Consider the following 21955-nt stretch of genomic DNA (forward strand, 5'->3'; position numbering starts at 1 on the left):
AACCCGACGGAGTCGAGAAACTGGCCAGTAGGAGTTTGCGGGTGCGGTGAACCGTCCAGGGTTTCGTGCCGTCTTCTTTCTGGTGAAAGGATTCGACTATGCCCAAGACGTTCCCTCCGAGGTGCGGGACCGCGCAGTGGTGCTTGACGAGCTCAACAGCTGGGGCGGCCCAGATGTTCCCGATCCCGGTGGTGATCGTCAGGTGCTCGGTGGCATCAACGTCACTTCACACGACCGGGCGTGGGCCAGGCGACTGACCATCACCGACCCCGACCACGTCGCCCAAGCGGCTGTGCTGCGACGCCAGTTCCAGACGCTGCACCGCGATCAACGGCCCCAAGCCCGCGTCGTTTTCGTCGAGTCGGCCAGTTTGTCGTCCTACGACGACCTGTTCGGCGTCGATACCGGTCACGGCCTCGGCGATCTGAGGCTCGCATGAGCGCGGCTGCGTCTCAGATCGAGTACTACGCCCGCGCGCTGCGCGCCCCGCGGATCAATGACGCGTTCCGGTGCCTGGGCGACCAGGCCCGCGACGCCGGCTGGTCCCATGAGGAGTACCTCGCGGCGGTCCTCTCCCGGGAGGTGTCCCGCGCGGCATTGCGGATCAAAGCGGCTCGGTTCCCCGGTCACAAAACCTTGGACGACTTCAACTTCGATCACCAGCCCTCAGCCGACCGGAACCTGATCGCGCATCTGGGCACGAGCACGTTCGTGACCGAGGCAAAGAACGTCGTCCTCCTCAGTCCTCCGGGCCTCGCCGTCGCGTTGGGCGTCCAGGCCGCCAAGCACGGCCACCGGGTCCTGTTCGACACCGCGACTGGGTGGGTCGCCCGGCTCCAAGAGGCTCAATCGCGCGGCAAGCTCGCCGCAGAGCTGACCAAGCTGCGCCGCTACAGCGTCCTGATCTGTGACGAGGTGGGCTACATTCCGTTCGATCAGGACGCGGCGAACTTGTTCTTCCAACTCGTCGCGAGCCGCTACGAACACGGGTCGCTGATCCTGACGAGCAGCCTCTCGTTCGGACTCTGGGGCGAAGTCTTCGGCGACCCCACGGTCGCGTCCACGATGATCGACCGGATCGTGCACCACGCCGACGTCCTCAGCCTCAAAGGCGCCAGCTACCGGCTCAAAAGCCACCAGACCGCGTCCGATACGGCGTAGTAGAAGACACGAATAGTGGTCCTGTTTTCAAACGGAACTATTGGCCCTGTTTGGGCCGGCGTCACCATGTTCACAGGAGACAACCCTAGGGAGTTCGGGGTGAGGCGGAGCTACTTTACCGGTGGATGCCCAAAGTTGATATGGATCAGTCGGCTGCGTCCACAGCGGTGACGCTCAGCTGGAGGTCGTTGGTTTCAAGAGTTGTTTGGTCCACGAAGTTGGTGAGGTCTGTGGCGGTATCCCTGCTAATGGTCATGACTCCGTTCAAGGTTATGGCGTTGATGCTCGGTGCGGTCACCACTTCCCCTCCGGCAACGAAGGCAAGCTGATCGGGAGCGGACATACTGAAATCGGGGCGATGGTGCTCGCCGAGGATCATGATCTCCAGTCCGCCGGCGTCAGCGAGTGTGGCTAGTTCGATAATCTGGGTGAAGCGTGAATCGGCGCAGTTCACTTAGCCGAGGAATGCTGTTCTACGGACTTCTGGAATTCAGCGTCGGCCACGTGCCCGTCAGATATCGCGACATTGCAGTCGACGCCACACCGAAAACCGCCAGACATGGCCACCCGCCGAGCCTCGACCGGCCACCTGCCAATCATCCCTGGTGTGCCTTAGTCCGGTCAGATGGATAGCCAATAGATGTCATTCGATGATCCGGAAATTGCAGGACCGGAGTGGCTCGTACCAACCTGGAGATACCTCAACTGAACGGCATTGGACCTAGCTGGTGACATCCGCCCCGAGCCTGGCGATCCACGGCGAGCCGGCCAGCTGCTCTGGCGCACCCCAGACGATCGTGCCCTGGGCCGAGAGGTGCTCAACGTGGGCAACTGTTTCGGAGAGGGCGCTGCGCAGGTTCAGGCCGTCGAGGCTCTCCCAGCCGCGTGACCAGGTCAGCCGCTCGGCAATCTCCCAGAGGGAGAGCGCGGAAAGCGTCGTAACAATCTCAATGATTTCTTGGGCTCGTACGTTGTGGTGAATTTGAAGGGCAATCGCCCGGTTGCGCAGGCCGTGAAAACGGTACTCGTGGGCCGGGCAGACCTCAAACGCATCCCAGTCGTGCATGAGCACGAGGGATTCGTAGTATGCGGCGAGGGCGTTCCAGTGCCCGCTGCGTGCGCCGAGACCCACGTGCGGCGAGATGCGCGGCAGGATGTGATCGCCGGTGAGAATGACTTCACTGTCTTCGTCGGCGAGACAGATGTGCCCCTGGGTATGCCCCGGCGTCTCTACCACGCGGATACGTCGCCCGGCCAACGGGAGATACGCATCGTGCTCAAGGAACTGAGTCGGCCGCGCCAGCTGGGCGAAATATTCCGTCTCTTCTGGGGGCGGAAGCAGCGAGTCGAGAACGTCAGCGGGGACTCCGCATCGCACCAGCCAGGCGCGGTCGATTGCCCGAGGATCGCTGGAGAACAGACGTTGTTCGAGAGCATCGTCCTCGTTCCGGTGCATGCCGATCCAGGCTCCCGTGATATCGGCGAGACGGGAGACCATGCCCAGGTGATCAGCGTGGAGGTGCGTCGCGACGATCCCGACGACTGCTTCCAGGGATGAACCCGCACGCGCGAGGCCATCGAGGAGTTGCTCCCAGCCCGCGTCACTGTCTAGCCCCGGGTCAACGACAACGCACTCGCCGATTTCGTTGAGGACCAGATAGCTGAGGGTGTACCGTACCGGGCTCGGGTGCATAGAAATCGGAACTGACCAGACGAGCGGCCGGACCTGCTCGATGGGAGGAAAAGTCTTGTCGACCCAAGCTTGCTTCTGTACCGTTCCGGTTATCTGTAGAGCCACCGGGTTCCTCTCAGTTTGTCTCTCGCTGGGCTGGCGTAGCGCCTCGCGCGTGCCTCACAAGCGCACCCTTATATATAGGAGTTATATATAGGAGTAAAATCCGCGCCCGGACTTCTGCCCGAGATGGCCACGTTCCAGAAAGCGCCGGAGGTTGTTCGGCACGATTAACGCGGCATCCTTCGTCTCGCAGTAGAGAGCATCGGCGACGCTGCACACAACGTCCAGACCCACCAGGTCGGACAATCGGAGCGGCCCCATCGGATGCCCGCAGCCGAGCGTCATCCCCTCGTCGATGGTCTCGGCACTCGCATAGCCGCTGTCCAACATTCTCGCTGCGGACAGCAGGAACGGAATGAGGAGGGCGTTGACGACAAAACCGGGGCGGTCCGTGATGACGAGCGGTGTCTTGCCGAGCTGGTCGCGAACGAAGACCTCGATCGTGTTCTGAACTCCGACATCCGTTTCGATTGTCGAAATCACCTCGACGAGAGGCATCTTCGACGCCGGGTTGAAGAAATGCAGGCCCAGAAAACGGGAGGGATCGGTGAACGGCACCGACAGCCTGGTGATGGGGATCGACGAGGTGTTGGTCGCGATGATCGTGTCGGCCGAGACAACGGACTCGATGCTCTGCAGAACCTGAAGCTTCAGGTCCAATCGTTCGGGAACGGCTTCGATCACGAGCTCGGCGGCGGCGATCCCCGCAAGATCCCCGGAGGGGACCAGCTGCGCCAGGGCGGCGGATGCGGCGTCGGCAGTGAGTTGCCCCTTCGCCACCGCTCGCTGGAGGGAAGCCGCGATGGTCGTGCACGCGGTCTCGAGTGCGGCCGGATTCGCGTCGTGGAGCACGACCGCGAGTCCACCGCGCAGACAGGATTCGGCGATGCCGCGACCCATCGCGCCGCTGCCGACGATCGCGACAGTACGTATTGCGACGGTACGTGCCGCGACGGTAGCAACGTCGACCGTCTCACTGACGACCGCTCCACTCACCGGGTCATCCGTCGAACCGCTTGATCAGTGCGGCGAGGGCCTGGCCGCCGCCGATGCACATCGTCACGACGCCGTACTCGAGGCCGCGGCGCTGCAGGTCTTTCGCAGCCCGGAGCAGCAGGATGGCGCCGGTCGCGCCGACCGGGTGGCCGAGCGCGATGGCCCCGCCATACGGGTTGGTGCGTTCGGAATCCAGGCCGGCGTCACGAATCACGGCGACGGCCTGAGAGGCAAAGGCCTCGTTGAGCTCGACCGTGCCGATATCCGCCGGGCTCAGTCCGGTCGCCGTGAAGAGCTTCTGCAGGGCAAGGGTCGGCGCGTAGCCCATGAGTTCGGGTTCAAGCGCCGCAGTGGCGACGTACTCAAGCGTCGCGAGACCACCGAGGCCACGCTCACGCACGCGTTCCTCTTTCATCAGCACGACCGCCGCGGCACCGTCATTGATGCCCGACGAGTTGCCGGCCGTGACGCTGCCGCCCTCGCGGAACGCCGGCCGCAGAACAGCGAGGCTCTCGACCGTCGTGTCCGGGCGCGGATGCTCATCGAGCGTAACCGTCACCGGTCTCCGGCCACCGACCTCGACCGGGGTGATCTCTTCCGCGAAGGCAGCCAAGGCCTCGGACGTGCCGGCGCGGCGCTGGCTTTCCGCCGCAAAGGCATCCTGATCGGCACGAGAGATGCCGAACTTCGCGGCCACGTTCTCGGCGGTCACGCCCATGTGCTGGCCGCTGAACGGGTCGGTCAACATCGCCAGCGTGCCGTCGACGAGCGTTCGATCGCCGAGACGGGCATTGTCGCGGGCATTGAAATCCAGAAACGGCATCCGTGACATGGACTCGTCGCCGCCGGCGAGAATAACGTCGGCACCGCCCCAGCGCAGCTGCTGAGCGCCGGACCAGATCGCCTGCAGCCCACTGCCGCAGAGCCGGTTCACGGTGAATGCGGGCGTGTGCACCGGCAGGCCGGCGGCGATCGCCACCCGACGGGCGTTGTAGGCATCCGGCCCGACCTGGCCGATGCAGCCCATGATCACCTCGTCGATCTCGCTGGCGTCGACGCCGCTGCGCGCGAGGGCCGCGCGGGCGGCGATCGCGCCGAGCTCGTGTGCCGGCACCGACTTCAGGCTGCCGCCGTAGCGGCCGATCGGGGTGCGGGCTCCGTCGACGATGACGATCCGTGCTTCTACCAAGGGAGATTCCTTCTGGTTGCGGGTCAGATTCAGGCGGCGGGTCAGATTCAAGCGGCGGCGAGGTGCCGCTCGTCCGGCCCGTTGTAGGCGCTCAGTGGGCGGATCAGCGCGTTCGACTCCAGCTGCTCCATGATGTGCGCGGTCCAGCCGGTGATGCGGGCCGCCACGAACAGCGGGGTGAACGCCGCGGTGTCGAAACCCATCAGGTGATAGGCCGGTCCAGACGGGTAGTCGAGGTTCGGCAGGATGCCCTTGCGCTCGGTCATCGCCAATTCGAGCGTCGTGTAGAGCGAGAGCAGCGCTGGCCGATCGTAGTGCTCGATCAGGGTGTCGAGCGCGGTCTTCATGGTCGGCACCCGGGAGTCGCCGTCCTTGTAGACGCGGTGCCCGAAGCCCATGATCTTGCGTTTCTCCGTCAGGGCGCCTTCCAGCCACCCCTCGGCAGCCGCCGCATCACCGATCTCGTTGAAGATGTGCATGACTGCCTCGTTGGCGCCGCCGTGCAGCGGCCCTTTGAGCGCCCCGATCGCGCCGGTGACGGCCGAGTACAGGTCGGAGAGGGTCGAGGTAATCACCCGGGCGGTGAAGGTCGAGGCGTTGAACGAGTGCTCGGCATAGAGCACCATTGACACCCGGAACGCGTCGACGACGGCCGGGGCCGGCACCTCGCCGAAGGCCATGAACAAGAAGTTCGACGAGTAGTCGAGGTCGTCGCGCGGTGCGATCAGCTCCTGGCCGCGCCGACGACGCTGGTCGTAGGCGACGATCGCCGGCAGCTGCGCGAACAGGCGCAGCGACTTGGCGAGGTTCGCCTCACGGGTGTCGTTCTCGGCATCCGGGTCGCTTGCACCGATCAGGCTGACCGCGGTGCGCACGACATCCATCGGATGCGCCGTGGTCGGGGTCAGGTCGATGACCGCCTGCACGGCGGGGCTGAGCGCACGAAGCGCACGCTCGCTGGCCTCGAATGCGGCTCGTTCGGCCGGCGTCGGCAGCTCGCCGTGCCAGAGCAGGTAGGCGACCTCCTCGAATGAGCACTGTGCGGCGAGTTCCTGCACCGGGTAGCCGCGATAGAGCAGCGAGTTGGTTTCAGGATTGACCTTGGAGATCGCGGTGTAGTCGACGACTACCCCGTTCAGTCCCTTGCGAATATCAGACGTCACTGTCATTGCTCGTTCCTATCGGTGGGGCAGGCTCAGCGCGAGACCTGAAAGTTGAACACAGAGGTGTCGAAGCGGTTGTACGCCTCATAGTCGAGCAGCTCGTAGAGGTCGGCGCGGTGCTGCATCTCGCCGAGCACCGGCTCAAGGGTGCCGTGCTCGTTCAACGCGTCGAGACCGCGAACCGCCGAACCCATCGCCAGCCGCAGCAGCGAGACCGGCCAGATCACCATGTTGATGCCGATGTTCTGCAGCTGGTCGACGGTGAACAGGGCGCTCTTGCCGAACTCGGTCATGTTGGCCAGCAGCGGCACGTCGACCGCGGCACGCACGGCCTCGAACTCGGCCAAAGTGGCCATCGCCTCGGGGAAGATCGCGTCGGCGCCGGCATCGACCAGCTTCTTGGCCCGGTCGGTCGCCGCCGCCAGGCCGCCGTCACCCGGCACGGTGGCACGGATGTCGGTGCGCGCCATGATCAAGAAGTTCGGGTCGCGCCGGGCATCGACGGCCGCCCGGATGCGCTTGAGCGCCGTGTCCTCGTCGACGACCTGCTTGCCGTCGAGGTGCCCGCACCGCTTCGGATTGACCTGGTCCTCGATGTGGGTTCCGGCGAGTCCCGCATCCTCGAGCGTCTGGATGGTACGCGCGACATTCATCGGCTCACCGAAACCGGTGTCTGCGTCGACGATCGCCGGCAGGTTCGTCATCCGGGCGATCTGCTGGGCGCGGGTGGCGACCTCGGTCAACGTGGTCAGGCCGATGTCGGGCAGGCCGAGGTCGGCCGAGAGCACGGCGCCCGAAATGTAGACGCCGTCGAAGCCCTTGGCCTCGATCAGCCGCGCCGAGAGCGGGTTGAACGCCCCCGGAAAACGCTGGATCGTGCCGCTGGCGAGCCCGGCGCGCAAAGCTTCACGCTTGGCGGCGGGCGTTTCTGACGAGTACAGCATTAGAAGAGTCCCTTCGGCAGCGTGAAAGCCTGCAGCAATCCCGGCTTCGCCACGATGGTGAGCTGGCCGATCTCGGCCGCGGTCAGCTCGGGCAGGCGCTCGGCCAGGTCGAGGAAGCGCTCGATCTCCGCGGCCGCGAGCACATCGGCGGCGAGGGTGCGGAACTTCGCAATGTACTGCGCGCGACCGAACGGTCGGGCGCCCAGCGGGTGCGCATCCGCCACGGCGATCTCGTCGACAATGGTCGAGCCGTCGGTCAGGGTGATTACGACGCGACCGCCGAACGCCTTCTCGTTCACGTCGAGCGAGTGATAACGACGCGTCCATTCGGCATCCTCGACCGTGGTGGTCTTCTGCCAGAGGGCGACGGTGTCGGAGCGCCCGGCGCGCTCGGGAGCGTAGGAATCGACGTGGTGCCAGCTGCCGTCCTGCAGCGCAACGGTGAAGATGTACGGGATCGAGTGGTCGAGCGTCTCACGCGAGGCGGTCGGGTCGTACTTCTGCGGGTCGTTGGCGCCGGAGCCGATCACGTAGTGCGTGTGGTGGCTGGTGTGGATGACGACGGAGGCGACGTTGTCGGGGTTCGTGACCTCGGGGTGCTCCTGGTGGAGCTTGCGGGCCAGGTCGATCCAGGCCTGCGCCTGGTACTCGGCCGAGTGCTCCTTGGTATAGGTGTCGAGAATGGCGCGCTTGGCCTCGCCTGCGGCGGGCAGCGGCACGGTGTAGGCGGCGCTCGGCCCGTCGAGCAGCCAGGCGATCACGCCGTCTTCACCCTCATAGATCGGGGTCGGGCTGGTCTCGCCGCGCATCGCACGGTCGACGGCCTCGACGGCCATCTTGCCGGCAAAGGCCGGAGCGTGTGCCTTCCAGGAGGAGATCTCGCCCTTGCGCGACTGACGAGTGGCCGTCGTGGTGTGCAGCGCCTGGCCGACGGCCTGGAAGATCGTCTCGGCCGGCAGGCCGAGCAGGGTGCCGATGCCGGCAGCGGCGCTCGGGCCGAGGTGCGCGACGTGGTCGATCTTGTGCTTGTGCAGGCTGATCGCCTTGACCAGGTCGACCTGGATCTCGTAGCCGGTGGCGATGCCGCGCACGAGGTCGCGCCCGGTCAGTCCGCGCTGGGCGGCCACGTGCTGGGCAACGGCCACGATCGGCGGGATGTTGTCACCCGGGTGGGAGTACTCGGCTGCCAAGAAAGTGTCGTGATAGTCGAGCTCGCGCACGGCCACGCCGTTCGCCCAGGCGGCCCATTCGGGGGAGACCCGCACCGCGGCATCCTCACCGAACACGTTGGCGCCCTCGCCACCGGTCGAGCGCACGTGCGCCAGCGCCTGCGAGCGGGCCGAGACCACCGGCTTGCGGGTGAGGGATGCGGCGGCGACCGAGGCGTTGTCGATCACACGGTTGATCACCATGTCGGTGACCTCCGCCGAAACCTCGACGGGGTCGACGGCGACCTGGGCGATCTTCCAGGCGAGCTGGTCTTCGCGGGCCAGGTTCTCGTCGCTGCGGTACACGCGCACGGGGTGCTCGATCATGGGATGTCCTTTCGTGGGGAGGCGCTCGCCGCGGCGTTCGTCTCGGGGGTCGTGCCGGTGTTTGTCTCAGTGTTTGTGGTGGAGGCAGTGCTTGTCGTGCTCGTCGTGGGGGCAGAGCCGCCGGGCAGCGGCGGAATCGTCGCCAGGATGTTGTCCAGACTGTTGCGCAGATGCACAGCGGTCGCCTGGCCGGCGAGCATTTCATCGCGGCGCAGAATCGCGTCGATGATCAGCAGGTGCTCGGTGCGCGCCTGCTCGAGGCGAATCGGGTTGGCGTGAGCGTGGCGCCTGGCTCGGGCGAGATGCCCGCGGATGTCTTTCAGCGCGCTCCGCAAGTAGCTGTTGTCCATCGCCTCATCGATGGCCGCATCGAGGCGGTCAGCGAGCAGGTACGACGCATCCGAGCTGTCACCGGATTCAGCGGCCGTTCCGACATTGTTCGTCGCAGCAGCCGCATCCGTCGTGGCCAGAAACGCTTCTTTCAATGATTCGAATGAGGAGGAGTCACGGCGCCGGGCGGCGAGGCGCGCGGCTTGGGTTTCCAGCGCTTCGCGCAGCTCGAAGAGTTGCTCGATGTGCGCGCGAGAGACGGGCGTGACGACTGCCGTGCGCCCTGAGTTATTCGACACCAGGCCCTCATTGATCAGGCGCGAGAGCGCTTCTCTGACGGGCGTGCGCGAGACACCGATGCGGGCAGAGACCTCGATCTCAGCCAAAGGGGCGCCAGGTTCGAGCCGCCAGTGGATGATGTCATCCCTCAGACGTTCGTAGGCAATATCGCTAGCGCGCATGGCTTCACCATATCAAGGGCGAGTCGGTTGTGTATACATTGAGTAACCCAATCTGGCGTGCTTGCCGGAATTTATCCGCTTTCTGCCCATTTTCTAAAGAATTGGAATTCTTATGTATGCAGAAGCGATCTTTGGGCAGTGGGCGTGGAATACGTTTTGCAGCATGCGCTGCGGGTGCGCGTTCGACGAACAGCCAATCAAAGGAGATTCCGATGTACATACAGCGAGCCGTTAATAGAACCGAGCGCGCGTGAGGGCCGGGGTAGCACGCGAGCGCGTGGCGGGTGAACGGCGGGTTGCCGCAACTCCGGAGTCGGTGGGACAGCTCGTTTCCTTGGGATGTGACGTTCTCGTCGAGGCGGGCGCCGGTGTCGAAGCGGGTCATTCCGACGCGTCGTATTCTCAGGCGGGCGCCACCGTCGTTTCGACGCTGGAGGTAGACGATCTCGATGTTTTCCTGCACGTGCGGCCACTCACCCCTGACTTCGTGGCGCGGCTTCCCAGTGGTGCGATCACCATCGGGCTGGCCTCGCCGTCGGCGGAACTGCCGACCGTGCTAGCCCTGGCCGAGGCCAATGTGACGGCGTTCGCGCTCGAACTCGTTCCTCGCATTTCTCGCGCCCAGTCGATGGACGCCCTCAGTTCGCAGGCGCTCGTTGCGGGGTACCGCTCGGTCATCGAAGCGGCGATCCGATTTCCTCGTTTCTTTCCGCTCTATATGACTGCGGCAGGCACCGTGCCGCCGGCACGGGTGCTGGTGCTCGGCGCGGGCGTCGCAGGGCTCCAAGCGATCGGCACGGCCAAGCGTCTGGGAGCCCGTGTCAGCGCGAACGACGTGCGACCGGCATCCGCCGACGAAGTCGCCTCGATGGGGGCAACGTTCGTTCACCTTGATCTTGATGCACAGACCGAAGGTACCGGCGGCTATGCGCGCGAACTCGGGCAGGACCGCGCCGCGTTGCAGCGCGAACTGCTCGCGCCGCATGTGGCGGCAGCCGATGTGCTGATCACCACGGCGGCCATCCCCGGCCGTCCGGCCCCTCTGCTCGTGACGACTGAGATGGTGGCCGGGATGAAGGCCGGGTCGGTGGTGATCGACCTCGCCGCCGAAACGGGCGGCAACGTCGAGGGTGCCGTTGCCGGTGCCGATGTCGCGGTGGCGACCCGAGCGGGCGACGGCTCGGTGACGTTGGTCGGCATGAAGGATGCGGCCTCCTCGATGGCGACGGATGCCTCGCGTCTGTATGCCAAGAACGTGGCCAATTTGCTCGCGCTGATGGTCACCGACGACAGTGCTGACGGCGGTGCCGACAGGGGTGCCACCGGCCCTGCACTCACCCTCGACTTCGACGACGACGTGATCGCCGGCGCGTGCTTGACCCATGACGGGGTGGTGCGACATGCGCCGACCATTGAGTTGCTGAATGCTTTGGAAGGAGCTCGCTGATGGATCCCGTCACACTCTTAACGGTCGTCGTGCTGTCGGTCTTCGTGGGCTTCGAGGTGGTGTCGAAGGTGTCGAGCACCCTGCACACGCCGTTGATGTCCGGAGCCAACGCGATCCACGGCATCATCCTGATCGGCGCGATCATCGTCGCCGGTCAGGCCGGCGATCCCTGGCTTCTCGCTGTCGCGCTGCTAGCTGTGGTGCTGGCGACCGCGAACCTGGTCGGCGGCTTCGTGGTCACCGATCGAATGCTGCACATGTTCCGCGGTCGCGCACCGCGCCGCCCCGAGTCGAAGGTGGACGCCGCATGAGCATCCTGTCGTCTGAATGGACCGCCCTGCTCTACCTGGCGGCTGCCGTCTGCTTCATCCTCGCGCTGAAGGGGTTGAGTTCGCCGCGCACCGCGCGTCGCGGCAACCTGATCGGCGCCGCGGGTGCCCTCATCGCCGTGGTCACGGTCTTTCTATCGGTGAAGCTGGAGAATATCCCGCTGATCCTGGTCGCAATTGCCGTGGGGTCGGCCATCGCCACCCCGATCGCCCGGCGAGTGCAGATGACGCAGATGCCGCAGCTTGTCGCGCTCTTCAACGGAGTCGGTGGCGGCGCTGCCGCTCTCGTGGCGGTGCTCGAACTCGGCCACAACACCGATCCCTGGTTTCGGCTCGCCGTGGTCTTCACGATGCTGATCGGTGCCGTCTCGTTCGCCGGCTCGGCCGTGACCGTCGCCAAGCTGCAGGAACTGATCACCACCCGCCCGGTCGTGTTCCCCGGAATGCGGTGGATCATGAGCCTGGCGGTCATCGCCGTGCTCGTCGCCGGTGGCTTCGTCATCGCGACCGGCTCGGCCGGCTGGGCGATCGCCCTGCTCGTGCTGGGGCTGATCGCCGGACTGCTCTTGGTACTGCCGGTCGGCGGTGCCGATGTGCCGATCGTCATCTCGCTACTGAACGCCTTCACCGGACTCGCGGTCGCGGCATCCGGTCTCGTGCTGGGCAATGTGCTCCTGGTGGTCGCCGGAACTCTGGTCGGGGCGAGCGGTACCATCCTCACCCGGGCGATGGCCTCGGCGATGGGTCGCGGCGTGAGCGGCATCATGTTCGGCGCGTTCCGCGGCGGCTCGACCGCCGGATCGACGGTGCAGAGCGATCGCCCGGTGCGCTCCTCGAGCGCTGAGGACGTGGCGGTATTGCTCGGCTACGCTCAACGCGTGGTGATTGTGCCCGGCTACGGACTCGCCGTCGCGCAGGGGCAGCACACCATTGCCGAGTTGGCCACCGCCCTCGAGGCCCGCGGCATCGGCGTGGACTTCGCCATTCACCCGGTGGCCGGCCGGATGCCAGGGCATATGAACGTGCTGCTGGCTGAGGCAAACGTTCCCTACGAGTCGCTCAAGGAAATGGCCGAGGTCAACCCCGAGTTCAAGAACACCGATGTCACCCTGGTCGTCGGGGCCAACGATGTGGTCAACCCGGCTGCCAAGACCTCGCCCGGTTCGCCGATCTACGGGATGCCGATTCTGGAGGTCGGCCACTCGAACCAGGTGGTGTTTCTCAAGCGCTCGATGCGGCCCGGTTTCGCCGGCATCGAGAACGAGCTGTTGTTCGATCCGAAGACCACGCTGCTCTTCGGTGATGCGAAGGACTCGCTCGGCAAGGTACTCGGGGCGGTGAAGGCGCTCTAGCCACCCGTTCGGCCGAAAATGCCACGCTTCTCTCCGGAAGCGTGGCATTTCTGCGCCCGGGCGGAGTGTTCGACCGTGCCTCAATCCGTACCGTGGACTGGCCTCTTGACATTGACGCTGCGTCAAGATCTAACGTGGAACTCACAGCCGCACCGCGCTGCTGACGTTCACTGCACCGCCCGGAAGGATGCCCGATGGACTGGTCGATCCAAGAGATCGCACGGCTGGCCGGCACGACGAGTCGCGCCCTGCGGCACTACGGCGAACTCGGCCTGTTGCCGCCGAGCCGCATCGGCGGCAACGGCTACCGCTACTACGACGAGCACGCGCTCCTGCGACTGCAGCGCATCCTGCTGCTGCGCGATCTGGGCCTCGGCCTCCCCGCCATCGGCGAGGTGCTGGACCGCGAATCGGCGGCCGGCCCGGCGCTGCGCGGACACCTGGCCTGGTTGCAGCAGGAGCAAAACCGGCTGGCCGAACAAATTCGGTCGGTCGAACGAACACTTGACGATCTTGAAGAAGGAAGGCAGCTCATGGCTGAAAGCATGTTCAACGGTTTCGACCACACCCAGTACAAGGAGGAGGTGGAACAGCGCTGGGGCACGGATGCCTACCGTGCCGGTGATTCCTGGTGGAGCGGCATGACGGATGCCGAGAAGTCGGCCTGGCAGCAGCAACAGAAGCAGCTCGCGCGTGACTGGCAGACCGCTGCAGAGAGCGGAATCCCCGCAGACAGCGACGAGGCCCAGGCGCTCGCCCAGCGGCATTTCGACTGGCTGAGCGGCATCCCGGGCACGCCGCGCGGCGCATCCGGTGGCCCGGCGAAGGAGTACTTCGTGGGGCTCGGCGAAATGTATGTCGCCGACGAGCGCTTCGCGGCGAACTATGGCGGCGTCGCGGGTGCGGAGTTCGTGCGCGATGCGCTGGAGGTCTTCGCGGAGCGCAACCTCTAGCGTGAGACCTTCTCCGGCCCACGCGTGCGCTCAAATCGTCGCGTCGGCGATTGCGCAGGCGACGATTTGAGCGCACGCGCGGAACGTGGCGGCATCCGCCTCATGAACGCCCGCCAACAAGGCACCGACCCGGCCCCAGCTGCCGCAGCCACCCGCACCAGAAGCCGCAAGGATTCGCGTTCGGTCACCAGGCACCGCACACATCGTGCGGTATCTGATGACCCGTGCGGTTTCTGACGACAGCCGTCCCGTGACCTCGGTCCCGACTCGAGCACCCACGTAAGCAATCTGCACCGGAGTCCGCGCCCGTCGCCCGAGCGCCATCCGTCGTCGTCGTGGCTGAGTCAGGAGATTTCCGAGGGCGGCCGAGCCGCGACCTCGTCGGTGACGCCTGCCGTGGTCTCGCTGACACCGTTCCGCATGGCGAGCAGGGCGACGATCGCGCCCGCTCCACCCACGGTCACGATGATGGCGAGCGGCAGAATGCTGAACTCGCCCGCGATGCCCGCGAGGGGTGCCGCGATACCGCCGATCAGATATTGGGCGCAGCCGAGCAACGCAAGGGCCGTGCCCGCGGCGAATCGAACGTCGGTGATGACGAGCGCCGTGCCCGGGCCGAAGACGAAGCCCATTCCGATCGAGGCAAGGAAAAGCGAGGGAAGGAGCGTGAACGGTGTGATGACGTGCAGGAGGGCGATCGAGAGAAGGGCGAGACCGCCAGCGGTGAGTATGCCGAGGCCGACGAGGCAGAGCTTTACGATGCTTATGCGCCGGGAGAGCTTCGCTGCAACCGCGCCCATGAGGGTGAGGCCGATTCCATTGATGGCGAAGACGATCGTGTAGCCGGTCGGCGAGAAGCCGAGGATTGATTGCACAGCGAAAGGCGACGCTGAGATGTAGGCGAATGTTGCGCCGACTCCGAGGCACATCATGACGCTGCCGAGAACGAAGCTTCGGGTGCGCAGAACGCTGGCGAAGCTGCGCATCACGTGTGCGGGAGCCGAACTCGTGCGGCGTTCGATGGGCAAACTCTCGGGGACACCGATGCAGACCGCGACGAGGGTCGCGGCGCACAGGGCCGTGAGCGTCCAGAAGATGACGGGCCAGGCGCTCCACTCGAGCATGACTGCGCCGATGACGGGGCCGATGACCGGTCCGACTCCGCCGATGAGCCCGAGGATGCTGAAGACGCGGGCCGTCTCGGATCCGGCTGTGAGGTCGGACACGACGGCTCGACCGATGACAACACCCGCCGAGGCACCGATTCCCGCAAGGAGTCTGAACAGCAGCATGAGCTCGATCGTCGGGGCGATCGCGGAGAGTGCGCTCGCGATGAGCGATACCGCAGTGCCGATTATGAGGAGGTTGCGGCGGCCGATGGAGTCGGAGAGCGTGCCGAGCACGAGCTGTCCGGCGGCCATGCCGATGACGTATGCCGTGAGAGTCGCCTGCACCCATGCTGGCGTTGTCAGAAAGTCGTCGACCATCGTGGGCATTGCCGCGAGATAGATGTCGGTGCCAAGGGTGCTGATAGCGGTGAGGGCGCCGAGGGTGATCAGAAGCACGAGGGGGAGGCGGGCGTCGGCTGTGACGCTGGCCTGTGAGGTGGTCATTCGAGAAAGTATTCCGTTGACGGACTAACTGGCGAAAGGGGTATCCCGGCCCGAATTCAGACGAATTGGTGGCCGTTGATATGACTTTCTCGACATTTGTTACGTTGGCGGAATGTTTGTTGACCTACTAGTTTTGCCGGATGGCCATGAACACCACGCGCGCAGTCGAGACCAGTGAGACCATCCGCGACGACGTTGGAATGGCCTGGCGAATCAAGGCCAGCTTCGTGAAATACATCGCCGGGATGAACGACGGGGCCGTGCGCATCCTGCCCGGCTCCAGCGTGACTCCGAACGGTGAGTACTATTTCACACTCGAGCACTATGACTTCGACAGCGAGACTCTGACCGGTGTCGTGAAGTTTCGCGGCGGCGTGGAGTTCTCCGGCCACTTCGGCATGCTCAACCTGAGCCTCACCGACCCGTGGATCTCGTTTCGTGAGGGGACTGCGCTCATCTCCGCCGTCACGGGTGCAGGAGAACGCGTCGAATTCTGCGCCGTCGCCGCGGCCGCCCCTCTCATCGACGGGGATGTTTTGATGTGGCGAGACATCCCGACATTTTTGACGAGCGTCGGCGAGCCCCTCTTCAACAACGTCTATCGCGGCAACGAGCCGTTCGCCCCGCTCACTGTCCGCATTCCCGCATAGCTCGGTCGTGGGTCCCTCGGGCCCGTTCGCCATCCCGCAATTTAGTACGCGTGCGGATTATCCGTTGACATACTAAATGCGTTCGCTTAGTCTGATTTGAAACTAGACCGTGTACGGACCATCCGTGCGCTGATCAATGGAGATTGATGTGATGACTTCGAATAACTCGGCCGAGAAAAACGCCGACTACTACGAGCGACTCAAGGCCGCACACGTTGCTGCCTTGTGGACCATCCCCGGCACGCTGGCCGCGGAACCCACTCTCGATGAGGTGCCATATGTGTGGCACGCCACAGACGTTTTTCCGTTGCTGCGTGAGGCGATCGACGTCGTCGACCTCGGTGACGAGACCGACCGTCGGGCGCTCAACGCGTCAAACCCCAAGCGCATTTTCGGCACCAGCCACAACCTGGTTGCCGGCTACCAGCTGGTGCTGCCGGGCGAGACCGCACCCGCGCACCGCCACTCGCCGAGCGCCATCCGACTGCTGCTCGAGGGATCCGGCCACACGACCGTCGATGGTGAGCCCGTTTTCATGGAGCGCGGCGACCTCGTGCTCACGCCGCCGTACGCCTGGCATGACCACCGTCACGAGGGCACCGTTCCGATGATTTGGCTCGATGGCCTCGATGTGCCGTTCGTGCGCGGCCAGCACGCTCAGTTCGCCGAGGAATATGAGAACGGCGAGCTTCAGGCTCTCAACCAGGGTGAAGACGCCAGCGTCGCTCGCTACGGAGCGGGAATGATTCCGGCCGAGCGCGAGTGGACGAAGTCGTACTCCCCGTTGAACAAGTACCCCTATAAGACCTCGAAGGCGTCGTTGCTGAACTTCCACGCCTCAGAGGGGCAGCCGTCGACCGGCTCGTCGATGGAATACGTCAACCCGATCACCGGCGGACCGGTCATCCCGACCATCACCTGCTTTTTGACCGTGGTTCCGGAGGGGCAGAAGTCGAAGGCCTACCGCCACACCCCGAGCAAGGTGTTCTGCGTGCTCGAAGGCAGCGGCTACAGCATCATCAATGGCGAACGCTACGACTGGGAAGAGAACGACTTCTTCGTCGTGCCGTCCTGGCACTGGTACGAACACCACGCCAACGAAGGTTCCGACGCCATCCTCTTCTCGATGAGCGACCGGCCGATCTATGAGCCATTCGGTCTGCTGCGCGAGCAGGTTGCCCCCGACGCTCCCGTGAAGGCGAGCTAGGTTCGTCGTGTCGCAGAACACAGAAATCATCGTCGTCGGCTGCGGCATCGGCGGGGCCAGCACGGCCCTCGCCCTCGCCAAGGCCGGCCACCGCGTACGCGTGCTCGAGCGTGCACCCGTCATCGCCGAGGTCGGTGCCGGACTCCAGGTCGGCCCGAACGCGATGCGCATCCTGCGCGATCTCGGGGTGAACGACTACCTCACCGAACGCGCCGTGCTGCCCGATCGAGCCGTCATGCGCGAGATCAGCACGGGCGACGAGGTCGTCTCATTCGACTTCGGCGACGACTTCCGCGCGCTGTACGAGGCTCCCTACGCGGTCATGCACCGCGGCGATCTGTTGACGGGCCTCATCAAGGCGGCCGAAGCGACGGGCCTCGTCACGATCGAACCGGGCAAGGGCATCGTCGACATTGTCGACAACGGTGACACCGTCACCGTTCGCGCGGCCGATGGAACGAGCTACACCTCCACTGCCGTCATCGGCGCAGACGGAATTCGCTCCCGCATCCGTGAATATGTCATCGGCGCCTCGGCTCCGCTCGCGTCGAAGTACGTCATCTACCGCGGCACGATCAAGCGCACCGACGAGATCGAGAATGCCGTCACTCTGCAGGCCGGTCCGAACCACCATGTCATGCACTACCCGATTCGCGGCGGGTCAGAGGTCAACGTCGTCGTGTCGTTCAAGAGCGAGCGTGACGTGCCCGGTGGCCCAGAGTGGGGCAGCGTCGAGGAGCTGCGTGAGACGTTTGCCGGGGCGAATCCGCTCGTGCAGCGCTTGCTGGAGCAGATCGACACCACCAACCGCTGGACACAGTTCGACCGGGAGCCGGAGGCTGGCTGGTCGAAGGGGCGCGTTGTCCTGATGGGCGACGCCGCGCATCCGACTCACCAGTACCTCGCCCAGGGCGCTGGGCAAGCCATGGAGGATGCCGTCGAGCTGGCTCGCGTGATCACCGAGTTCGGTGACGACGTGTCGGGCGCATTCGTTGAATTTGAACGGCGTCGCTTCGACCGCACCAGTGCGGTGCAGCGCGGCTCCCGGTTCTGGGGCGAGCTCAGCCACGTGGGCGGAGACGAGGCGCGTGCGCGCGACCTGCTTCTGCGCTCGGTTGCACCCGACGACCGACGCTTCATTGACTGGATCTACACGACGAGTGACGATGTACCGCTTCCGTTCATCCCGCCGCACCGCGACGAATACCGTGCAATCGAGCCAGTGCTGGTGACGGCGTGAGGCTCGGGCTGTTCGACGGCGGGCGTCTCGGGCTCGTGCGCGGCGCTTCCGTGCTCGACATCTCGGCGTTTGCCGGGGAGCCGGGGCCGGCAGGCCGCCTTGACGCCCTGGTGCGTCGCGGCATCACCGAGATTCCCAACGAGGTTGTGGCCTCGGCGTCGGCGCTGAGCATCGACGACGTGGTCTGGGATGCCCCGCTCCCGCGCCCCGGCAAGATCATCGGCGCTCCGGCGAACTACTACGACCACGTCGACGAGATGCCTGACACCGCCACCATTCTCGACTGGGGCTTCTTTCTGAAAGCCGGCAGCTCGGTGATCGGCAACGGGGGCACCGTCGAAATTCCTTACACGGATGTGCCCACCCACTATGAGGGTGAGCTGGCTGTCGTGATCGGCACGGGTGGGCGGGACATCGCGCTTGACGACGCCTGGAATCACGTCTTCGGGTACACCTGCCTGATGGACATCACGATCCGGTCGAGTGAGGACCGCTCCACGCGCAAGTCGTTTGATACCTTCACCCCGCTGGGGCCGACGGTCGTGACCGCTGACGAGGTCGGGAACGCCGGGGATCTGATGCTGCGCCTCGACGTCAATGGCGTGCAGAAGCAGTCGAGCAGCACCTCGAAGCTGATCTACGGCATTCCAGAGCTCATCGCCTACGCCAGCTCGGTGACAACTCTGGAACCCGGTGACGTGATCGCCACCGGAACTCCGGCAGGGGTCGGCCCGATCGTGAACGGCGATGTCGTCACAGTCACCATCGACACGGTTGGGACGCTGAGGGTTGATGTCAGTGACCGTCGGGCGATCCCGCACGCCGATCGACCAGGGCCGCGCACGGCGCTGCACCGCTAACTCGAACAAGGGCACTCGCACAGAGAAGTCCCCGCCTGAATCATCAGGCGGGGACTTCTCTGCGTGCGGTGAACCTAGCTCTGCGGCATCAGAATCGGGGCGAGCACGGTGCGGGCCATCATGTCGGTCATGGCGTCGTTGATCTGCGCGAGCGAGTAGTGACCGTCGATCATCCCGGCGACGTCGAGCTGGCCGCGCTCAATCATCTTCACGATCCACGGGATGTCGCGGCGCTGGCTGATGCCGCCGCCCTGGCAGGCATGCACCGTCTTACCCTGCACCGCGAATGGAAGCGCAGTGAAGGTAACCTTCGCCGTCATCATCTGGTCGGTGACGCTGCACAGCACGACGTGACCGCCCGAGCGGCACATGTCCCAGGCCTGCTCGATGGCCCGCGCATCCGCAGCCGCTTCGAAGACAAAGTCGCCCCCCGCGCCGGCGAGCATGCCTCCCTTATTGCCGGTGATCTCCTGAACCGCGGCGATTGGGTCGCCGGCACCGGGGTCGACGACGTGCGTCGCGCCGAATTTGAGGGCCAGCGCGCGGCGGTGCGGCAGCGGGTCGACGGCCACGATCGTGCCGGCACCGACCATCTTTGCCGCCTGAATGTAGGAGATGCCGACCGATCCGGCACCGAGCACGACGACGTCAGCGCCCGGGGTGATGGGGGCGATCCGAAGCGCCGCGCCGACGCCCGTGGCGATGGGCAAGGCCACCATGGCCAGCTGATCGAATGGCAGGTCGGTCTCGACCTTTGTCGCCTGGATGTCGGGCACGATCATGTGCTCGGCGAAGGCTCCGACGTAGGCGTTGCCTGCCATCTCGACGCCATCGGCGCCCGTGTAGGTGTTGGGCCCCATCCACGCCATCTCGGCGCAGAACTCGGGGCTGTTGTTGACGCAGAAGTGACACTCGCCACACTCGGGCGTGCTCGTCACGACGACCTTGTCGCCGACCGCGAGACGCTCGACCCTGGACCCGATCTCGATGACGACGCCGGCGCCGCAGTGCCCCAGAATCTGGGGAACGGGCTGGCCGACCGTCTTCGGGTGGTTGGTCAGCGGAAAGTAGTCGGAGACCGAGACATTCGCCGCTTCGACGCGCACGACAATTTCGTGCGGACGAAGGGGCAGCGCCTCGACCTCGCGGATCTCAATGTTGGGGTTGCCCAGTTCGGTCCATACGGCGGCTTTCACGGTAATCCTCCTTGATTCTGTGCAGCGATTCAGTGCCCGTCGAAGATCGGGATGAACTCACAAATACACTACGTGTGTGTATTGATTATGGCGGAATCAATCGAATGATTTGTCATGCTTCCACTGAGGGCCTGAGATTTTTACAAAGAATTTGATTCCCGCACTCTTCCCAAACGATACGGTAGCGTCTAGTATTTCGAATACGCCAGCTTCGATCGCTGAAACTGCGCGTGGCCCAGACTCGCGAGGACGCGAATGGGCCAGTGACTGAACATGTAAAGGAGCATGACCCAGATGAGCACCCTAACCAGCGTGATCGCCCCCGACCGGGCCACCACAGCAGAGGACCTGATCGCTGCAGTTCGCGATATGCGCGACCGCCTGCGGGCACAGCAGGACGAAGCCGAAGAACTGGGCGGTTACACCGAAGCCATTCACGAGGAGCTCCTCGCCGCCGGTGCCTACCACTTGCTCACTCCCAAACGTTTCGGCGGCCTCGAGATGAGCACCCGCACCTTCGCGCAGGTTGTCATCGAGGTTGCCCACGGCGACCCGGGAAGCGGCTGGTGCTACAGCCTCGGTCACGGACACGCGATGTCGACGGCCGCCTGGTGGCCCGCCGAAGCACAGGAAGAGGCCTACAGCAGCCCCCGTGGCTACTTTCGCGCGTCACAGTCGATGCCCCCGTCGGGCACGGCCAAGAAGGTTGACGGCGGCTACATCATCAACGCCCGCTCGCCGTACCAGTCCGGCAGCCCCTACTCGACCCACGCCACCGTGCACGTCATGTTGGAGGGCGGCGACGCAGCCCACCCCACCTTCGTGCACGCCCTCGTCCCCGAAGCGCAGTTCACCCGGGTCAACGACTGGGGCGGCGACGCCATCCTCGGAATGCGCTCCAGCGGTTCCAACAGCGTGCTCGTCGAGAGCCAGTTCGTTCCGGAAGGCAACGTCGTCTCCGGCGACTGGTTGCAGTCGCCTGAACTCTCGACCTCCCCTGGCGTCGAACTGCACGGCAACCCCCTCTACCTGGGCGTTCCGCAGACCTTCCTGATGACCGAACTCGCAGCCGTCATGGTCGGCTCGGCCCGCGCCGCCCTCGACGAGTACGAGGAGATCATCCGCTCTCGCACCACGTTGCTGCCACCACGGATGCTGCGTTCCCAAGACCCGCAGCACCAGCGCGACTTCGGCACGGCCAAGATGATGACCGACTCCGCCGAAACCATCGTGCTCGCGGTCAACGACGTCTACGCACAGCGTTGCACCGACGCGGTCGAAGGACGCCAGCCGTACACCCGCGCGATGGACATTGAGGGCTTCGGCCAGCTCGTTCATGCTGCCGATATGGCCAGCGAGGCCGTTGAGCTGCTCTACCGTTCGGCCGGTGCCAGCGCCGCAAAGAAGGGGCAGCGGATGCAGCGCTACATGCGCGACATCCAGATGTACCGCACCCACAATGTCGCTCAGTACGGCCAGCTGGCACAGCGCATCGGCGCCGTGAACCTCGGCGAAGCCACCTCGATTTACTAGG

The 21955-nt window shown here is 65.0% G+C and carries 21 protein-coding genes; 11 read left to right on the plus strand and 10 right to left on the minus strand.

The features are described from left to right. Nucleotides 1-46: 46 nt before the first annotated feature. Both ABD791_RS15130 and istB read left to right on the plus strand, forming a co-directional pair. The gene (locus tag ABD791_RS15130; RefSeq protein ID WP_345068224.1) at nucleotides 47-439 is read left to right on the plus strand and encodes a hypothetical protein; all 393 of its coding nucleotides are present in this window, start codon (nucleotides 47-49) and stop codon (nucleotides 437-439) included. After that, nucleotides 436-1161: an IS21-like element helper ATPase IstB gene (gene istB / locus ABD791_RS15135; RefSeq protein ID WP_345068226.1), complete on the plus strand. Its 726-nt coding sequence runs from the start codon at nucleotides 436-438 to the stop codon at nucleotides 1159-1161. The genes ABD791_RS15130 and istB overlap by 4 nt, the downstream gene beginning before the upstream one ends. Before the next feature lie 145 nt (nucleotides 1162-1306). Here istB and ABD791_RS15140 read toward each other — a convergent pair whose 3' ends face one another. The 8 genes from ABD791_RS15140 to ABD791_RS15175 all read right to left on the minus strand — a co-directional run bounded on the left by ABD791_RS15140 (nucleotide 1307) and on the right by ABD791_RS15175 (nucleotide 9574). After that, nucleotides 1307-1615 carry a hypothetical protein gene (locus tag ABD791_RS15140; protein WP_345068228.1) on the minus strand — a complete coding sequence of 103 codons (309 nt, stop codon included), beginning with the start codon at nucleotides 1613-1615 and terminating at the stop codon, nucleotides 1307-1309. A 267-nt stretch (nucleotides 1616-1882) separates the two neighbouring features. Further along, a complete protein-coding gene (locus tag ABD791_RS15145) occupies nucleotides 1883-2959 on the minus strand; it encodes an MBL fold metallo-hydrolase (protein ID WP_345068229.1) in 1077 nt (358 codons plus the stop codon). 81 nt (nucleotides 2960-3040) lie between these two features. Then, a complete protein-coding gene (locus tag ABD791_RS15150; protein ID WP_345068231.1) occupies nucleotides 3041-3952 on the minus strand; it encodes a 3-hydroxyacyl-CoA dehydrogenase family protein in 912 nt (303 codons plus the stop codon). Between the two features lie 4 nt (nucleotides 3953-3956). Next, nucleotides 3957-5141, minus strand: a complete 1185-nt coding sequence (locus ABD791_RS15155; protein WP_345068233.1) for a thiolase family protein — start codon at nucleotides 5139-5141, stop codon at nucleotides 3957-3959. Between the two features lie 47 nt (nucleotides 5142-5188). Further along, complete coding sequence (locus ABD791_RS15160) at nucleotides 5189-6310, minus strand: bifunctional 2-methylcitrate synthase/citrate synthase (protein WP_345068235.1); 1122 nt, start codon at nucleotides 6308-6310, stop codon at nucleotides 5189-5191. Nucleotides 6311-6336: 26 nt separating this feature from the next. Next, nucleotides 6337-7248: a methylisocitrate lyase gene (prpB, locus tag ABD791_RS15165; protein ID WP_345068237.1), complete on the minus strand. Its 912-nt coding sequence runs from the start codon at nucleotides 7246-7248 to the stop codon at nucleotides 6337-6339. Beyond that, entirely contained in the window at nucleotides 7248-8783 is a 1536-nt protein-coding gene (locus ABD791_RS15170) for an MmgE/PrpD family protein (RefSeq protein WP_345068239.1), read from the minus strand. Before ABD791_RS15170 ends, prpB begins: the two co-directional genes overlap by 1 nt. Further along, complete coding sequence (locus ABD791_RS15175; RefSeq protein ID WP_345068241.1) at nucleotides 8780-9574, minus strand: GntR family transcriptional regulator; 795 nt, start codon at nucleotides 9572-9574, stop codon at nucleotides 8780-8782. Before ABD791_RS15175 ends, ABD791_RS15170 begins: the two co-directional genes overlap by 4 nt. Nucleotides 9575-9824: 250 nt before the next feature. Here ABD791_RS15175 and ABD791_RS15180 point away from each other — a divergent pair, with 250 nt between their 5' ends. The 4 genes from ABD791_RS15180 (at nucleotide 9825) to ABD791_RS15195 (ending at nucleotide 13655) form a co-directional block, all read left to right on the plus strand. Then, nucleotides 9825-11021: a Re/Si-specific NAD(P)(+) transhydrogenase subunit alpha gene (locus tag ABD791_RS15180; RefSeq protein ID WP_345068243.1), complete on the plus strand. Its 1197-nt coding sequence runs from the start codon at nucleotides 9825-9827 to the stop codon at nucleotides 11019-11021. After that, nucleotides 11021-11332, plus strand: a complete 312-nt coding sequence (locus tag ABD791_RS15185; protein WP_345068245.1) for an NAD(P) transhydrogenase subunit alpha part 2 — start codon at nucleotides 11021-11023, stop codon at nucleotides 11330-11332. Before ABD791_RS15180 ends, ABD791_RS15185 begins: the two co-directional genes overlap by 1 nt. Beyond that, nucleotides 11329-12702: an NAD(P)(+) transhydrogenase (Re/Si-specific) subunit beta gene (locus ABD791_RS15190; protein WP_345068247.1), complete on the plus strand. Its 1374-nt coding sequence runs from the start codon at nucleotides 11329-11331 to the stop codon at nucleotides 12700-12702. Before ABD791_RS15185 ends, ABD791_RS15190 begins: the two co-directional genes overlap by 4 nt. A 194-nt stretch (nucleotides 12703-12896) precedes the next feature. Further along, nucleotides 12897-13655: a MerR family transcriptional regulator gene (locus ABD791_RS15195; protein WP_345068248.1), complete on the plus strand. Its 759-nt coding sequence runs from the start codon at nucleotides 12897-12899 to the stop codon at nucleotides 13653-13655. Nucleotides 13656-13999: 344 nt separating this feature from the next. On the opposite strand, the gene ABD791_RS15200 is transcribed toward ABD791_RS15195, so the two are convergent. Further along, complete coding sequence (locus tag ABD791_RS15200; RefSeq protein ID WP_345068250.1) at nucleotides 14000-15268, minus strand: multidrug effflux MFS transporter; 1269 nt, start codon at nucleotides 15266-15268, stop codon at nucleotides 14000-14002. Nucleotides 15269-15408: 140 nt separating this feature from the next. Between ABD791_RS15200 and ABD791_RS15205 the strand changes: the two genes are divergently transcribed. From ABD791_RS15205 to ABD791_RS15220, 4 genes are all read left to right on the plus strand, one after another. Beyond that, nucleotides 15409-15918 (plus strand): HtaA domain-containing protein, encoded by a 510-nt coding sequence (locus ABD791_RS15205; RefSeq protein ID WP_345068252.1) that lies wholly within the window; start codon nucleotides 15409-15411, stop codon nucleotides 15916-15918. 151 nt (nucleotides 15919-16069) lie between these two features. Next, nucleotides 16070-17125 carry a cupin domain-containing protein gene (locus tag ABD791_RS15210; protein WP_345068253.1) on the plus strand — a complete coding sequence of 352 codons (1056 nt, stop codon included), beginning with the start codon at nucleotides 16070-16072 and terminating at the stop codon, nucleotides 17123-17125. Nucleotides 17126-17132: 7 nt separating this feature from the next. Beyond that, nucleotides 17133-18365: an FAD-dependent monooxygenase gene (locus ABD791_RS15215; RefSeq protein WP_345068255.1), complete on the plus strand. Its 1233-nt coding sequence runs from the start codon at nucleotides 17133-17135 to the stop codon at nucleotides 18363-18365. Next, nucleotides 18362-19225 (plus strand): fumarylacetoacetate hydrolase family protein, encoded by an 864-nt coding sequence (locus ABD791_RS15220; protein WP_345068257.1) that lies wholly within the window; start codon nucleotides 18362-18364, stop codon nucleotides 19223-19225. The genes ABD791_RS15215 and ABD791_RS15220 overlap by 4 nt, the downstream gene beginning before the upstream one ends. 74 nt (nucleotides 19226-19299) lie before the next feature. Here the strand turns inward: ABD791_RS15220 and ABD791_RS15225 are convergent, their stop codons facing one another. After that, nucleotides 19300-20421, minus strand: coding sequence for a zinc-binding dehydrogenase (locus ABD791_RS15225; RefSeq protein WP_345068259.1), 1122 nt, complete (start codon nucleotides 20419-20421; stop codon nucleotides 19300-19302). A gap of 294 nt (nucleotides 20422-20715) precedes the next feature. Between ABD791_RS15225 and ABD791_RS15230 the strand changes: the two genes are divergently transcribed. Then, complete coding sequence (locus ABD791_RS15230; protein ID WP_345068261.1) at nucleotides 20716-21954, plus strand: acyl-CoA dehydrogenase family protein; 1239 nt, start codon at nucleotides 20716-20718, stop codon at nucleotides 21952-21954. Nucleotide 21955 lies beyond the last annotated feature (1 nt).

Source organism: Glaciibacter kafniensis, assembly GCF_039538945.1.
Classification (GTDB): Bacteria; Actinomycetota; Actinomycetes; order Actinomycetales; family Microbacteriaceae; genus Cryobacterium; species Cryobacterium kafniensis.